This window comes from Halomonas qinghailakensis (assembly GCF_025820815.1).
Classification (GTDB): domain Bacteria; phylum Pseudomonadota; class Gammaproteobacteria; order Pseudomonadales; family Halomonadaceae; genus Vreelandella; species Vreelandella qaidamensis.
Genome location: NZ_CP096973.1, coordinates 1,143,626 through 1,159,438, shown reverse-complemented (window position 1 = coordinate 1,159,438; position 15,813 = coordinate 1,143,626). Strand labels below are relative to the sequence as shown.

10 protein-coding genes and 1 rRNA gene are annotated in these 15,813 nt (G+C 51.6%); 8 read left to right on the top strand and 3 right to left on the bottom strand.

The window, feature by feature from the left end:
* Positions 1-21 precede the first annotated feature (21 nt).
* A complete protein-coding gene (locus tag M0220_RS05395; RefSeq protein ID WP_035536918.1) occupies positions 22-1,731 on the bottom strand; it encodes a methyl-accepting chemotaxis protein in 1,710 nt (569 codons plus the stop codon).
* A gap of 216 nt (positions 1,732-1,947) precedes the next feature.
* On the bottom strand, positions 1,948-2,763 hold the full coding sequence (locus M0220_RS05390) for an outer membrane protein assembly factor BamD (RefSeq protein WP_030074344.1): 816 nt from the start codon (positions 2,761-2,763) through the stop codon (positions 1,948-1,950).
* Positions 2,764-2,980: 217 nt separating this feature from the next.
* Here M0220_RS05390 and rluD point away from each other — a divergent pair, with 217 nt between their 5' ends.
* The 5 genes from rluD to ilvN all read left to right on the top strand — a co-directional run bounded on the left by rluD (position 2,981) and on the right by ilvN (position 10,158).
* On the top strand, positions 2,981-3,940 hold the full coding sequence (gene rluD, locus M0220_RS05385; RefSeq protein WP_030074343.1) for a 23S rRNA pseudouridine(1911/1915/1917) synthase RluD: 960 nt from the start codon (positions 2,981-2,983) through the stop codon (positions 3,938-3,940).
* Entirely contained in the window at positions 3,937-4,692 is a 756-nt protein-coding gene (gene pgeF / locus M0220_RS05380; protein WP_030074342.1) for a peptidoglycan editing factor PgeF, read from the top strand. Before rluD ends, pgeF begins: the two co-directional genes overlap by 4 nt.
* Before the next feature lie 155 nt (positions 4,693-4,847).
* Positions 4,848-7,427 (top strand): ATP-dependent chaperone ClpB, encoded by a 2,580-nt coding sequence (gene clpB / locus M0220_RS05375; RefSeq protein ID WP_030074341.1) that lies wholly within the window; start codon positions 4,848-4,850, stop codon positions 7,425-7,427.
* Between the two features lie 515 nt (positions 7,428-7,942).
* On the top strand, positions 7,943-9,667 hold the full coding sequence (locus tag M0220_RS05370; RefSeq protein ID WP_030074340.1) for an acetolactate synthase 3 large subunit: 1,725 nt from the start codon (positions 7,943-7,945) through the stop codon (positions 9,665-9,667).
* Positions 9,667-10,158 (top strand): acetolactate synthase small subunit, encoded by a 492-nt coding sequence (gene ilvN, locus M0220_RS05365; RefSeq protein ID WP_030074339.1) that lies wholly within the window; start codon positions 9,667-9,669, stop codon positions 10,156-10,158. Before M0220_RS05370 ends, ilvN begins: the two co-directional genes overlap by 1 nt.
* 94 nt (positions 10,159-10,252) lie before the next feature.
* On the opposite strand, the gene ilvY is transcribed toward ilvN, so the two are convergent.
* A complete protein-coding gene (ilvY, locus tag M0220_RS05360; RefSeq protein ID WP_030074338.1) occupies positions 10,253-11,140 on the bottom strand; it encodes an HTH-type transcriptional activator IlvY in 888 nt (295 codons plus the stop codon).
* Positions 11,141-11,357: 217 nt separating this feature from the next.
* Between ilvY and ilvC the strand changes: the two genes are divergently transcribed.
* From ilvC to M0220_RS05345, 3 genes are all read left to right on the top strand, one after another.
* Complete coding sequence (gene ilvC, locus M0220_RS05355) at positions 11,358-12,374, top strand: ketol-acid reductoisomerase (protein WP_264018891.1); 1,017 nt, start codon at positions 11,358-11,360, stop codon at positions 12,372-12,374.
* A 163-nt stretch (positions 12,375-12,537) separates the two neighbouring features.
* Entirely contained in the window at positions 12,538-13,470 is a 933-nt protein-coding gene (pssA, locus tag M0220_RS05350) for a CDP-diacylglycerol--serine O-phosphatidyltransferase (protein WP_030074337.1), read from the top strand.
* Positions 13,471-13,966: 496 nt separating this feature from the next.
* Positions 13,967-15,499 (top strand): 16S ribosomal RNA (locus M0220_RS05345).
* Positions 15,500-15,813 lie beyond the last annotated feature (314 nt).

Here is a 15,813-nt window from a genome sequence, read left to right as displayed (position 1 = left end):
GCCAGTTTCTGCTCAAATTGCTTAAAAACTGTCCCAAGAAGACTCGGCGGTCTGGCGCTTCAAAACGGGTATATTAGGAGCGTTATGCGCCGTTGGGTCTTGCGTTCTACCGCGGCTTACCACTGCTTGCATATAAGTGTGCTGTTGACCTGCGGGCAGTTTGAAAACGCTCATGGCGTCTAGCAGTTGATGAGCGTTCTGGCGCAGATGATTCGCAGCATTAGCGCTCTCCTCTACTAGTGCAGCGTTCTGCTGGGTTACTTGATCCATCTCAGTGATCGCTTGGCCAACCTCTTGAACACCGGTGCTTTGTTCGGCGCTGGCATGGCTAATTTCCTGCATAATTCTGGTAACTCGCCCAATAGCAGCTACGATATTTTCAGTTGATCGACTGGCTTCCTCTGCCCGCGCGTTACCGTTATTAACACGCTCTAAGTTATTAGAAATCAGGTCGTTTATTTCACGGGCGGCATCAGCGCTGCGTTGAGCAAGATTCCGTACTTCTTCTGCCACTACTGCGAACCCTCGGCCATGCTCGCCAGCACGGGCAGCTTCTACAGACGCGTTTAACGCAAGAATGTTGGTTTGAAAAGCGATAGCATCGATGGTGGATATAATGCCGGCAATTTCTTGTGAGCTTTTATTGAGCTCGTTCATGGTCGTCACTACCTGACGTACAGCTTCGCCGCCTTCAGTAGCTGTTTTCGAAGCGCTGGCCGCTTCCTGGCTTGCTTGTTGTGAATTGTCTGCGTTGAGCTTGACCGTACTATTGAGCTGCTCCATCGCTGATGCTGTTTCTGCTAATGCACTGGCTTGCTGCTCGGTACGTGAAGAGAGATCGTTATTCCCTTCGGCAATTTGTTCGCTATTAGAAGCTACAGCGTCTGCTGAAGAGCGAACTTGCGCCACAATGGATTGTAACTGTTTTGACATGGCAACCTGCGATGCCATGATGCTACGAGTGTCGCCTGCTTTAAGAGTTGGCTGATTGGTCAGCTCACCGCGACCAATAGCTTCTGCAAAGGCCTTCACTTCGTAAGGTTCTGCACCGAGTTCGCGCAGCAGTTGGCGTGATAAAAACAGCGCAATGGCTCCCCCAATCACGACAGCAAATAGTGTTAACCCAAGCATTTGCATTTGAAAACCAGAGGCAGTGCTCCGGGCCGCCGCCGTTGAAGCGTTATTAATTTGCTCTTGTAAATTAATAAATTGATTAATCCGATTAAGCCACTCAGCGTAAGCAGGGCCAGCCTGCTCAAGTGTTATAGCTTGGGCACGGGTAAGAGTATCAGAGGTTCTGGCATCAAGTACTTGCTGAGTAAGGGCTTCTACTATATCGGCCTGGGTGCTAATAGAAGACAAGATACTTTGCTCTTGTGGCGTTGTATCTGTATCACTGATCACTCGTTGCATACCTTCAATGGCTGTATCGTAATTAACAGCCAGTTGCCGCATCTCTTCATTAAGTGTTGTTAAGCGGCTAGCATCCGTCGTCATAACGATGTCACGTAGCGCAATGGCGCGGTCATGAACGCTGCCTCGCATATCAACTGCAAAACGCTGCTTAGCGCCATTTACATCATTAATAGAGGTGAGCCCGCGGTTAATTTGGTTAACCTGATAAATACCTATTGCTGTTAAAATAACAAGTAATATCAATAAGGTAGAGAAGGCGAAGGCTAGGCGTGTGCTGATAGTCGTCTTTGATAATCGAGATTTGGAGGCGATCATTCCATTAGCTCCGAGCAGGCACTTTGTTATTAAGGTAGGAGTAATGTACCTTTTGCATAATTTTTGTACAACATTTATTAAGCTTTTGACGATGCGCCAGAGTGTGAATAACGTCTAAATAAAAGCATTTCCTAACAAGAAAAAACCACGCCGAAGCGTGGTTTTAAAGTAAAAGTCAAATAGCTTTATACGCATCAGCGCTGTATGAGATGTCTATTAATTATCAGCGTTGTCATGTTTAGGTACAAAACGATTGCCTCGTAGCTGCTCATGGTCTGGTGCATTTTCTCGCAGAACGACAAGCACTTCATCTGCGCGATCCTTCATACCAAGCCCTTGATAACCTTCTACCATGGTTGCCAACGCATCACGCGTTGCGTTGGACTCCGGATAGTTTTCAATCACCCAGCGGCCGCGTTCAATAGCGGCTAAGAAGGCGCCACGGCGCAGGTAGTAGTCTGCGACATGTAGTTCATGGCGGGCCAGCAATTCACGTAAATAGACAATACGCTGTTGGGCATCAGGGGCGTATTCGCTTTGTGGAAAGCGTTGGATTAATTCGCGGAAGTCGTTGTAAGCGTCCCGTGAGGCGCCCAAGTCGCGCTTGGAGATATCAATCAGGCGCAGTCTCTCAAGGCTAAATCGTCCCGCTTGCCAAGCAGAAAGGCCGCGTAAATAGTAGGCGTAATCCACCTGCGGGTGATCAGGGTGCAGGCGAATGAAGCGACTAGCAGCAGCGCGAGCCTCTTCCCAGTTGCTGTTTTCGTAGTAGGCGTAAATCAGCTCAAGCTGGGCTTGTTCGGCGTGGGGGCCAAACGGATAGCGGGTATCGAGCGCTTCAAGCCGCTCAATGGCAATAGGAAAACGGTTGCTATCCAGCGCTGTGCGCGCAAGTTCATAGAGTTCACGTTCTTGCACACCCTCGAATTCATCGTCTTCTTCAGGGGTGGCGTTATTACTGGCACAGCCTGCCAGAAGAGCAAGGCTTAAGGCTAGGGCGCCAAAGCGGTTGGCAGCGGAAAAAGCGCGCATCATCATCCTCGTTGCAAACAAGCCTCAATCACCGAAAAGCGACGATGGCCATAAGTAGAAATGGTAGAATAGGTCGCAGTTCACCCACTATAAATCACCTAGACGCAAAACGCAGGCTTAGCGACACGTCAGTGCCGTTTGAAAAGTTAAGCAGTGTCAAATAGCGACAACGCTGTTGGTGTCCTAAAAAGCCGTTTGTGTCTTAAAGAGGTTATTCATGTCTCGTATTGTTGAAGCCACGCAGCGGGTACCCGCGACATTAGCAGGCGCGCGTTTAGACCAAGCCGCAGCTGAGTTGTTCAGCGATTATTCCCGCGAACGGTTGAAAGCGTGGATCAACGCCGGTGAGCTCACTGTTGACGGCGCTAAAGTAAAGCCGAAGGCCAAGCTGCACGGCCATGAAACATTAGCACTAAAAGCGACCATCGAAGACGATACGCGTTTCGAAGCTCAGGATATTCCGCTTGATATCGTGTATGAAGATGACGCGGTGATGGTTATCAATAAGGCCGCTGGAATGGTGGTACATCCTGCTGCGGGCAACCCTGATGGCACGCTGTTAAATGCACTGCTTCATCATCATGCTGCGCTGGCGGAAGTGCCGCGCGCTGGGATCGTACATCGTCTGGATAAAGACACCACTGGCCTGATGATGGTGGCAAAAACGTTGCCCGCACAAACGGCGTTGGTTGAACAGTTGCAGGCACGTAGTGTCTCCCGCCAGTACGATGCGGTAGTGATTGGTAAACCAGTGTCGGGTAGCACCATTGATGCGCCGATTGGTCGACACCCAAAAGACCGTAAGCGCCAAGCAGTTACGGCATCTGGAAAACCGGCGGTAACGCACTTTCGCGTGGTAGAGCGTTTTCGTGCACATACGCATGTGCGTTGCACGCTTGAAACCGGGCGTACCCATCAAATTCGTGTTCATATGGCCCATGCCCGCTACCCGCTGATTGGTGATCCGCTTTATAGTGGTCGTGCAAAGTTGCCGCCGGGCGCTGCTGCGCCGTTAAAAGAGATTCTACGTGAATTTCCGCGTCAGGCGCTGCATGCTCGGAAGCTCAGTTTTGTGCATCCGGTGAGTGGAGAAACGCTTACTTTTCATGCTGATTTGCCCGATGATCTACTGATGTTGTTGGACTACCTGCGCGAAGATAGCGAGACCATGAGATGAGCGATGCGATTGATCTAAAGCCCACGTTATTGTTGCCTGACTGGCCGGCCCCCGCGAATGTGCGGGCGTTTGTGACTACTCGGGAAACAGGGCCGAGCCAGGATGATTTTGCAGCCTTCAATCCAGCGACCCATGTAGGCGATAATGCAGATCACGTCGCGCTATGTCGGCGTTTGCTGCACAAAGAAATCGGCGATGATCGACCGCTACTGTGGCTTAACCAAACCCATGGCGCACGGGTCCAGCAGGCGTATCAAAGCGATATACCGGAAGCAGACGCAGCGATTGCTAACAGCAACGACTATGCCTGTGTGGTGTTAACCGCAGACTGCCTACCGGTGCTGTTTTGTAATCGCCAGGGCACCCAAGTCGCGGTTGCGCACGCAGGCTGGCGAGGGCTGGCGGGTGGTGTATTGGAAGCGACCGTTGCTGCTATGAATTGCGACCCTGATGACGTGTTGGTATGGCTGGGCCCGGCTATTTCGAATGCTCAGTTTGAGGTTGGGCCAGAGGTGTATGGTGCCTTTGTTGCGGTACACCCTGAGACGGCTGATGCGTTTGACCACAGCCCCTATCGTCTTGGCCACTATATGGCGGATCTTTACCGCTTGGCGCGCTTTCGTTTAGAAGCATTAGGGCTCCATCACATCAGCGGTGGTCATTTCTGCACTGCCTGCGAGTCGCGTTTTTACTCCTACCGCCGAGACAATGGCAATACGGGACGCATGGCAAGTGTGATCTGGATCAATTAAGCAGCGCGATTCCTTCAAGCTTGTGTTGCGCGCCTCTTGAAATGCGTGGAACTGACGCCATTTAACTTGTCAAGCTAAACGTTTTTAGCATATTAAAGACAAGTTATTGGGAAACACCGTGGGTCCAAACGCACGGCACCCCCAGGAGGAATTCCATGCGATTCGATAAATTTACTGCCAAATTACAGGCCGCTATTTCTGAGGCGCAATCCCTTGCCGTTGGGCACGGCCATAATCAGCTTGATCCCGCGCACTTACTGCTTGCGTTACTCGATACCAAAGACACTGGCATCAAAGCCCTGGTTGAAAAAGCCGAGGGCAGTAGTTCACGCCTGCGCGACGGTTTGCAGCAGCAGCTTGATGACTTGCCGAAAGTCAGCCAGTTCGACGGAGATGTACAGCCATCCCGCGACTTTATCAAGCTATTCAACTTAACTGACCGAGAAGCGCAGAAGCGTGGCGACCAGTTTATCGCCAGCGAATTAGTGCTATTAGCAGCTCTGGAAATGAACAGTGCTGTCACCAAGTTAATGAAAGAGGCGGGGCTGAACCGGAAAGGCTTGGAAGCTGCAATCAACAGCTTGCGCGGTGGTGCAACGGTCGATGACCCCAATGCCGAAGACCAGCGCGAAGCGCTTAACAAATACACCATGGATCTTACCCAGCGTGCGTTAGATGGCAAGCTGGATCCGGTGATTGGCCGCGACGATGAAATTCGCCGCACCATTCAGGTGCTGCAGCGTCGTACCAAAAATAACCCGGTGCTGATCGGTGAGCCAGGGGTGGGGAAAACCGCCATTGTCGAAGGCTTAGCGCAGCGCATTGTGAATGGCGAAGTGCCCGAAGGCCTGAAAGACAAACGCGTACTTTCGTTGGATATGGGCTCGCTGCTGGCAGGCGCTAAATTCCGTGGTGAGTTTGAAGAGCGCCTAAAAGCGGTGCTTAAAGAGCTCTCCCAGGAAGAGGGGCGGGTCATCCTGTTTATTGATGAGCTGCACACCATGGTGGGCGCAGGTAAAGCCGAAGGTGCGATGGATGCAGGTAATATGCTTAAACCTGCGTTGGCGCGTGGTGAGTTGCACTGTGTGGGCGCAACAACGCTGGATGAGTATCGCAAATATATTGAAAAAGATGCCGCGCTGGAGCGCCGCTTCCAGAAGGTGCTGGTCGATGAGCCGTCTGAAGAGGATACGGTGGCTATTCTGCGCGGTTTAAAAGAGCGTTACGAAGTCCACCACGGCGTGGATATTACCGATTCAGCGATTATTGCGGCGGCGAAACTCTCTACCCGCTATATCACTGATCGGCAGTTGCCCGACAAAGCCATCGACCTGATTGACGAGGCGGCGTCTCGTATCCGCATGGAGCTGGACTCTAAGCCTGAAGAGATGGATCGTTTGGATCGTCGTCTAATCCAGCTGAAAATGGAGCGCGAAGCGCTTAAGAAAGAGACCGATGAGGCCACTAAGAAACGCCTCGAAGCGCTGAATAACCAGATTCACGAGCTAGAGCGTGAGTACGCTGACTTGGATGAAATCTGGAAAGCTGAAAAAGCCAGTATTCAGGGTGCAGCCCAATTCAAAGCAGAGCTTGAGCAGGCGCGTATTGACCTTGAACAAGCGCGTCGCCAGGGCGATTTAGGGCGTATGTCGGAAATTCAGTACGGCAAAATTCCGGCGCTGGAGAAGAAAATTAGCGAAGCGGGTGAAGGCGAGGCTGATACAGCCAGCCACCAGCTGCTGCGCTCAAACGTGACCGAAGAAGAGATTGCCGAGGTGGTTTCCCGCTGGACCGGTATTCCGGTCTCCAAAATGTTGGAAGGCGAACGGGACAAGCTGCTGCGCATGGAAGAAGCACTGCACGAGCGGGTGATTGGCCAGCATGAAGCGGTAGAAGCCGTGGCGAATGCGGTGCGTCGCTCACGTGCCGGGCTGTCTGATCCGAATCGGCCTAACGGCTCGTTCCTGTTCCTCGGCCCCACTGGGGTAGGTAAAACAGAGCTATGTAAGTCGCTAGCTAACTTCTTGTTTGATACAGAAGAAGCGATGGTGCGTATCGATATGTCAGAGTTTATGGAGAAGCACTCCGTGGCTCGGTTGATTGGTGCGCCCCCAGGCTATGTGGGCTATGAAGAGGGTGGTTACTTAACTGAAGCGGTACGTCGTAAGCCTTACTCAGTGCTGTTACTGGACGAAGTGGAAAAAGCGCATCCGGACGTGTTCAATATCCTGCTGCAAGTGCTGGAAGATGGTCGCTTAACCGATGGTCAAGGCCGTACGGTCGATTTCCGCAACACAGTGATCGTAATGACTTCTAACATGGGCTCGGACATTATTCAGCGCATGGGCGGAGATGATAACGACTACGAAGCAATGAAAAGTGCAGTGATGGAGGTGGTGGGTAACCATTTCCGGCCTGAATTGATTAACCGCATTGATGAAGTGGTGGTGTTCCACGCCCTTGGTCAAGAGCAAATTCAGGCGATTGCCGGTATTCAGTTAGCGCGTTTGAAAGTGCGCTTAGCTGAGCATGATTTGAGCTTGGATATCAGCGATGATGCGATGGCACAACTGGCAGTCGTCGGTTTCGACCCGGTGTATGGTGCAAGGCCACTGAAGCGGGCAATCCAGAGCCGTATCGAGAATCCGTTGGCACAAGACTTATTGGCGGGCAAGTATGCGCCAGGCGATACCATTCATATCAGCGCCAATGAAGGCAAGCTAGTGTTTGGGTAATTAACAAGCAAGTATCAATAAGCTTGTATCGTCCGTACGGTTGTGCAAACAACAAGCTTGCGCAATGAAATAGGGCAAAAGCCCCGTTAGCTCTGCTAGCGGGGCTTTTTTAATGGCTTCTTGCGACGTTTGTTGCGTTTGTCTTGATCGGAGGTTGACAGGTTGAGGGCGCTAATGGAATCTTGTGGGTTCCTGATTTGCGGGCGCGGAACCAACGGGCAACCCCTAATCCCCGCGCGAAGGGTAGGCGACAGCCTTTACCCGCCGAAGGACTTCCGGGCTTGGGCTAACCGCCCGACCTGGCCAACGCCCCGACACGGCAAACCGTCGTGTAAGGGAGTCGCTGGTGTATTGCATAATATGTCAGTGCTTCCGATGAGAGTGCAGGCCCTAACCGGGCCATATGCCAGGGTTTGGCATCAGGTGCCGGCATGGGCCGGCAGCGGCATACCGCCGCACTCGACACCGCAGGATGTCCTGCGGATCGCACTCGAGACCTCCAGGGGAGAAACACAGTGGAACTGCTTTCCGGCGCAGATATGATCGCCCGCTTCTTGCAAGATGAGGGCGTTGAATACATTTATGGTTATCCCGGTGGTGCAGCACTGCATATTTATGATGCGCTGTTCCGTCAGGACAAAGTGAAGCACATTCTAGTGCGTCATGAACAGGCGGCGACTCACGCTGCAGATGGCTATGCCCGTGCTTCAGGCAAACCAGGGTGTGTGCTTGTTACATCAGGTCCCGGTGCTACCAACGCGGTTACCGGCATTGCAACGGCCTATATGGATTCCATTCCTATGGTTGTGCTGTGTGGGCAGGTAATGAGCCACCTGATCGGTGACGACGCCTTCCAGGAAACCGATATTATCGGTGTGACTCGCCCTATCGTGAAGCACAGCTTCTCAATTCGGCATCCGTCTGAGATTCCAGAAGTGCTGAAAAAAGCCTTCTATCTTGCGGCAACTGGTCGCCCAGGCCCGGTTGTGGTCGATATCCCTAAAGATATGACCGCGCCGACCGAGCGTTATGAGTACATCTATCCGAAAAAGGTCAAGATGCGCTCTTATAACCCGGTAACTCGGGGGCATACCGGTCAAATTAAAAAAGCCGTTGAGATGATGCTGAAAGCCAAGCGCCCAGTGTTCTATACCGGCGGTGGCGTGGTAACTGGCAAGGCAAGCGAAGGTTTGACCGATTTGGTCAAACAGCTCGGCTTCCCCATTACCACAACGTTGATGGGCATTGGTTCTTATCCGCAAAGTGACCGGCAGTGTCTGGGCTGGTTGGGTATGCACGGCTCGTACGAGTCCAATATGGCCATGCATCATGCGGATTTGATCATCGCGATTGGCGCGCGTTTTGATGACCGAGTGACTAATAACACGTCGAAGTTTTGCCCTACGGCAAAAATTATTCACGTGGATGTGGATCCAAGCTCGGTGTCTAAAACCGTGCGTGCCGATGTGCCTATTGTGGGGCCTGCGGCTAGCGTCATTAATGAAATGATCAGCTTGGTTCAAGGCCAGACAATTTCGCAGCCTGAAGCGCTGACCGAATGGTGGCAGAAAATTGACGGCTGGCGTGCCGAGCGTGAAGGCAAGCTATACGAGCCCTCTAAACCAGGCGAAGTGCTGAAGCCTCAGGAAGTTGTTGAGGCGCTGTGTCGTGTTACGCGTGGTGAAGCCTATGTAACAACGGATGTTGGCCAGCACCAGATGTTTGCTGCTCAGTATTACAAGTTCGACAAGCCGAATCGGCTGATCACCTCGGGTGGTCTAGGCACAATGGGCTTTGGCTTCCCGGCCGCGATGGGCATCAAGCAAAACTTCCCGGACGACGACGTGGTATGCGTTACCGGAGAGGGCAGCTTCCAGATGATGATGCAGGAGCTTTCTACCTGTAAGCAGTACGGGGTGGGCGTCAAAATTGTAAACCTCAACAATGCATCGCTTGGCATGGTGCGCCAATGGCAGGATTTGAACTACAAATCCCGTCATGCGCACTCTTATATGGAGTCGCTGCCGGACTTCCATATGCTCATTGAGGCTTACGGATTTACCGCGATCACCGTGAACACCCTTGATGAATTGGAGCCGGCGCTAGAGCGCGCCTTTGCTAACAAGCATGAATTGGTGTTCCTGGATGTGAAGGTCGATCCTTTTGAGCACGTCTATCCGATGCAGGTGCCATTAGGTTCCATGCGTGACATGCTGCTGTCTAAAACGGAGCGTACCTGATGCGTCATATCATCTCGATTCTGATGGAAAACGAACCGGGTGCGCTGTCACGTGTAGTCGGGCTGTTCTCCCAGCGTAACTTCAACATTGAAACGCTGAACGTTGCGCCGACTGAGGATCCGTCGCTGTCACGTCTGACGGTGACTACCGTGGGTGATGACCGGGTCATTGAGCAAATCACCAAGCATCTTAATAAACTGATTGATGTGGTGAAGCTAGTCGATCTGACGGAAGGCAACCACATTGAGCGTGAATTGATGCTGGTGAAAGTAAAAGCGCTAGGCGCAGCCCGCGATGAAGTGAAGCGTACGGTAGATATTTTCCGGGCGCAGATTGTCGACGTAACGCCAAGCCTTTATACCGTTCAGATTACCGGTGACGCCTCTAAGCTGGATGCCTTTCTGCAGGCCATGGCGCCGGTAGGCATTCTCGAAGTGGCGCGTACCGGGGTATCTGGTATTGCTCGCGGCGATAAAGTGCTATCACTGTAAACGAAGCATGCTAGCTGAGTAAGTCGTTGAAAAAGCAACTGAGAAAGCCGTCCGTACCTAGGGCGGCTTTTTTTATGGTGTTATTTCACGCTTGTTAGCGTGGCGTCACGGTCGCCCAGAAGGCATCAATCATCGGGTTTTTGAGTCGTCGATTAAGCACGCAAACTCCAACATCGTAGTGGGGTAGCTCCGGTTTCACGTTGAGCACCTGCACGCGTTCGGCCAGCGGGCTGTTATCTAGCACGATTTTTGGTACCACGCCCACGCCAAACCCCAGCCCTACCATGCTAACAATGGCTTCGTGTCCGGCCACTTGGGCATAAATACGCGGCGTTATACCCATCGCTTTAAACCACGTATTGGCATATTCCCTTGAAAGCCCTGCCTCTGAAAGAATCATCGGTACGTCACGCCATTGCTCAGCTGTTGAGCTCTCTGGCTGGTTTGGCAGCCAGTCGTGGGCTTCTCTAGGTGCAATAAACAGTAGCGGCGAGCGAGTAAGTGATTTGAAGGCCAAGGCGCTGGGTGGAATCCGCGGGCGGGGGGTAATGGCCATGTCGTCGGCGCCTTCCAGTACCCGCGACATGGCGTCAGCGGGGTCACCGGTATGCAGCTTTAGCTCGATGCCTGGGTGGCGGGTGCGTACATCGCTTAATAGCTCATAGAGAAAGCTATAGCTCGCAGTTACCGAGCAGTAAATGCTTATTTCTCCGCGTAGTTGTGCCGCCGTGGCGGCCAGTGTCCGCTTCTGCATTTCCCACTGTTCTAAGGTCTCTTTTGCATAGTGCTGAAACGCTAGGCCTTGGGGGGTGAGTGTGACATGGCGATTATCGCGCTCAAACAGGCGTGTGCCTAGCTCGGCTTCAACCTGTTGAATTGAGCGGCTCAAGGTGGATGGGCTGATATGACAAAGCTCGCTAGCACGGCCAAAGTGCAGTGTCTCGGCTAGTGTTATCACATGCTTTAGTAAGCGAAAATCCATAGTAAGCCCACTGTTAAGATTTATGTTTCATAATTAGAAATAGTATGTTGCAAATATAGCGTTTTACGCAATGGTGTCAGTGGCGTACAGTGACTTCAACGCCAAAGCCCAGTGCTGCAAAAGACGGCACGGGTGGCCATCAACGCTGATACGACATCTATAAATTATCCCTATATAACGATCATGTTTTGATCAAATTCGATTTTGGAGTCTCGCTATGCACGTTTATTACGATAAAGATTGTGATCTGTCCCTCATTCAAGCCAAGAAAGTCACGATTGTTGGTTATGGCTCGCAAGGCCATGCCCATGCCAATAACTTGAAAGAGTCGGGCGTCGACGTCACTGTTGCGCTGCGCAAGGGTTCCTCTTCTGCAGCTAAAGCAGAAGCCGCAGGCCTGAAAGTGGCAAGCGTACCGGAAGCGTGTAAAACCGCAGACGTTGTCATGATTCTAGCGCCGGATGAAAACCAAAAAGCGATCTACGAGCAGGAAGTAGAGCCGAACTTGAAAGAAGGTGCGATCTTAGCCTTCGCCCACGGCTTTAATATCCACTACAACCAAATCGAGCCGCGTAAAGATCTTGATGTCATCATGATTGCGCCGAAAGCACCGGGCCACACGGTACGCTCTGAGTTCGTTAAAGGTGGCGGTATTCCTGATCTGATCGCTATCCACCAAGATGCGTCTGGTAATGCCAAAGAATTAGCGCTTTCCTACGCGGCAGGCGTCGGTGGTGGCCGTAGTGGCATTATCGAAACTACCTTTAAAGATGAGACCGAAACGGACCTGTTTGGCGAGCAAGCAGTTTTGTGTGGTGGCGCGGTTGAGCTGGTTAAAGCTGGCTTTGAAACGCTGACTGAAGCAGGCTACGCGCCGGAGATGGCTTACTTCGAGTGTCTGCATGAACTTAAGCTGATTGTTGACCTGATGTACGAAGGCGGCATCGCCAACATGAACTACTCCATCTCCAACAATGCGGAGTACGGTGAGTATGTGACTGGCCCTGAAGTGATTAACGATGAGTCTCGTGCAGCAATGCGCAACGCACTCAAGCGCATCCAAACGGGTGAGTATGCCAAAATGTTCATTCAGGAAGGCAATACTAACTACCCGTCTATGACAGCTCGTCGTCGCTTGAATGCTGAGCACGAAATTGAGCAAGTTGGCGCTAAGCTACGCGGCATGATGCCGTGGATCGCTGCCAACCAGTTGGTTGATAAGTCGAAAAACTAAGCAGTTAGCGTGTTAATACGCTAGTTAGAGCCTCGGGGCGCGCACTGTCGCGCCCCGAGGCGTTTAGCGTTGCATACTGTAATTGACTGGCTGAGTGAGCCTCACCGTGTAGAATGAAAAGAGATCACTGTTCTTGTGACTTCACTTCAAACGGATGATATTTATGACCCAGGATGCTCGCGATCAAGAGCGTAAACAGTCCCCGCAGTCAGTGCCTCAAGAAGGCCAGAAAACGGAAGGCAGTAGTGCTGGAGGTCAAGACGACGCTAGTCACGAAAAGGTAAATAATGGCTACACCAGTCATGACGACGTAAGTAATGAAGATCTAGCGAGCGTTTTTCTGCGTGAAACTGAAGTCGTTGAAGAAGCGGTCGAGGACGGTAAGAAAATTCGCCGAAAAGGCATTTACTTATTACCTAACTTGTTTACTACATCTGCGTTGTTTTCAGGGTTCTTTGCGGTAGTGGCTGGCATTAACGGAGAATTCACTTCGGCGGCAGTGGCAATTTTTATCGCCATGGTGCTTGACGGGCTTGATGGCCGTGTTGCCCGTATGACCAATACCCAAAGCGAGTTTGGCGCAGAGTACGATAGCCTTGCCGATATGATCTCGTTCGGTATGGCACCTGCATTGGTGGCCTTCACCTGGATTTTACAAGACATCGGTAAAACTGGTTGGGTCGTGGCGTTTCTTTACGTGGCTTGTGCCGCACTGCGATTGGCACGCTTTAATGTACAGATTGGTAGTGTTGATAAAAAGTGGTTTATCGGTTTGCCAAGTCCATCCGCTGCAGCTTTAGTGGCCGCTAGTGTGTGGACCTTCCATAGCTTTGATGCAGATGCGGTAGGCTTTAAACTGCTTATGTTGTTTGTAGTAGGGGCAGCGGGTGTGCTGATGGTTAGCAATATTCGTTATTACAGCTTCAAAGACCTCGATTTCAAAAAGCCTGTCCCGTTCGTTGTGCTTCTAGCGGTGGTACTAGGGTTCGTAATGATCTCTGTTGAGCCTTCTGTGATGCTGTTGCTGCTTTTTGGTGCTTACGTGTGCTCAGGCCCCGTATTGGCTGTTATGCGCAAAGCTAAACCTAAAAGTTAAAGTTTATTCACGTTTTCTCAAAAAACCACTTGCCAAGACGGCAGCGAATCCGTAAAGTACGCATCCGCTGCCGGGGACGCACAGCGTTACCAGCGGTGATAGAAGGTGAAAACCTTCGGTTTGTCAGGAAGTTAGCGCAATAAAAGAGAAGGCATCGTTATCTCGCTTTCTTAACCCGCCCGCTTCACTCACTGAAAACAGTGATTGACAAACACCAGGAAATGCGTAGAATACGCCTTCCTCGCTGAGGCAAACCAGTTCATCGGTTAGCCGGCTGATAAGACAGCCTCACAGCGAAATAGCTCTTTAACAATTTGATCAGGTAATTCATGTGGGCGCTTGCCGATGAGGGTGATAAATCACCAAATATCAAGGCAAGCGGTCATGACAATGTAAATTGAAATGAATTCGTTTGAACCTTGAGCCAAGTTTGATGCGCTTTTGTTGTTCGTCAACATTATGTTGTCGGGTGACGAGTAAGCATCACAATGATTTTAAACTGAAGAGTTTGATCATGGCTCAGATTGAACGCTGGCGGCAGGCCTAACACATGCAAGTCGAGCGGTAACAGATCTAGCTTGCTAGATGCTGACGAGCGGCGGACGGGTGAGTAATGCATAGGAATCTACCCGGTAGTGGGGGATAACCTGGGGAAACCCAGGCTAATACCGCATACGTCCTACGGGAGAAAGGGGGCTCCGGCTCCCGCTATCGGATGAGCCTATGTCGGATTAGCTAGTTGGTGAGGTAATGGCTCACCAAGGCAACGATCCGTAGCTGGTCTGAGAGGATGATCAGCCACATCGGGACTGAGACACGGCCCGAACTCCTACGGGAGGCAGCAGTGGGGAATATTGGACAATGGGGGGAACCCTGATCCAGCCATGCCGCGTGTGTGAAGAAGGCCTTCGGGTTGTAAAGCACTTTCAGCGAGGAAGAACGCCTAGTGGTTAATACCCATTAGGAAAGACATCACTCGCAGAAGAAGCACCGGCTAACTCCGTGCCAGCAGCCGCGGTAATACGGAGGGTGCAAGCGTTAATCGGAATTACTGGGCGTAAAGCGCGCGTAGGTGGCTTGATAAGCCGGTTGTGAAAGCCCCGGGCTCAACCTGGGAACGGCATCCGGAACTGTCAAGCTAGAGTGCAGGAGAGGAAGGTAGAATTCCCGGTGTAGCGGTGAAATGCGTAGAGATCGGGAGGAATACCAGTGGCGAAGGCGGCCTTCTGGACTGACACTGACACTGAGGTGCGAAAGCGTGGGTAGCAAACAGGATTAGATACCCTGGTAGTCCACGCCGTAAACGATGTCGACCAGCCGTTGGGTGCCTAGCGCACTTTGTGGCGAAGTTAACGCGATAAGTCGACCGCCTGGGGAGTACGGCCGCAAGGTTAAAACTCAAATGAATTGACGGGGGCCCGCACAAGCGGTGGAGCATGTGGTTTAATTCGATGCAACGCGAAGAACCTTACCTACTCTTGACATCCTGCGAACTTGTGAGAGATCACTTGGTGCCTTCGGGAACGCAGAGACAGGTGCTGCATGGCTGTCGTCAGCTCGTGTTGTGAAATGTTGGGTTAAGTCCCGTAACGAGCGCAACCCTTGTCCTTATTTGCCAGCGGGTAATGCCGGGAACTCTAAGGAGACTGCCGGTGACAAACCGGAGGAAGGTGGGGACGACGTCAAGTCATCATGGCCCTTACGAGTAGGGCTACACACGTGCTACAATGGCCGGTACAAAGGGTTGCGAGCTCGCGAGAGTCAGCTAATCCCGAAAAGCCGGTCTCAGTCCGGATCGGAGTCTGCAACTCGACTCCGTGAAGTCGGAATCGCTAGTAATCGTGAATCAGAATGTCACGGTGAATACGTTCCCGGGCCTTGTACACACCGCCCGTCACACCATGGGAGTGGACTGCACCAGAAGTGGTTAGCCTAACGCAAGAGGGCGATCACCACGGTGTGGTTCATGACTGGGGTGAAGTCGTAACAAGGTAGCCGTAGGGGAACCTGCGGCTGGATCACCTCCTTAAACGATGCATCATCCCTCGCGGTAAGCGCTCACAATGAATTACCTGATCAGAATGCTGTTGATACGCAGTGATAAGCGTTTTCTTCCTATTGGAAAAAGAGAAAAGATCTTTTTTTAAAGAGTTCTTTTAAAGAGTTCTTTTAAAGAGCTTTGTTTTAAAGACCCTTCTTTTTTTAACGTGAAAAAAGCAGCCGCTTATCACTGCGCATAGCAGTCGCTCTTTAACAATGTATATCATGCTGACATAAACGCTTCTTTGAAGTGTTTATACGTAATTGTTTTGTGATACGTCTCAAGCGTATCCGGCAATCGTT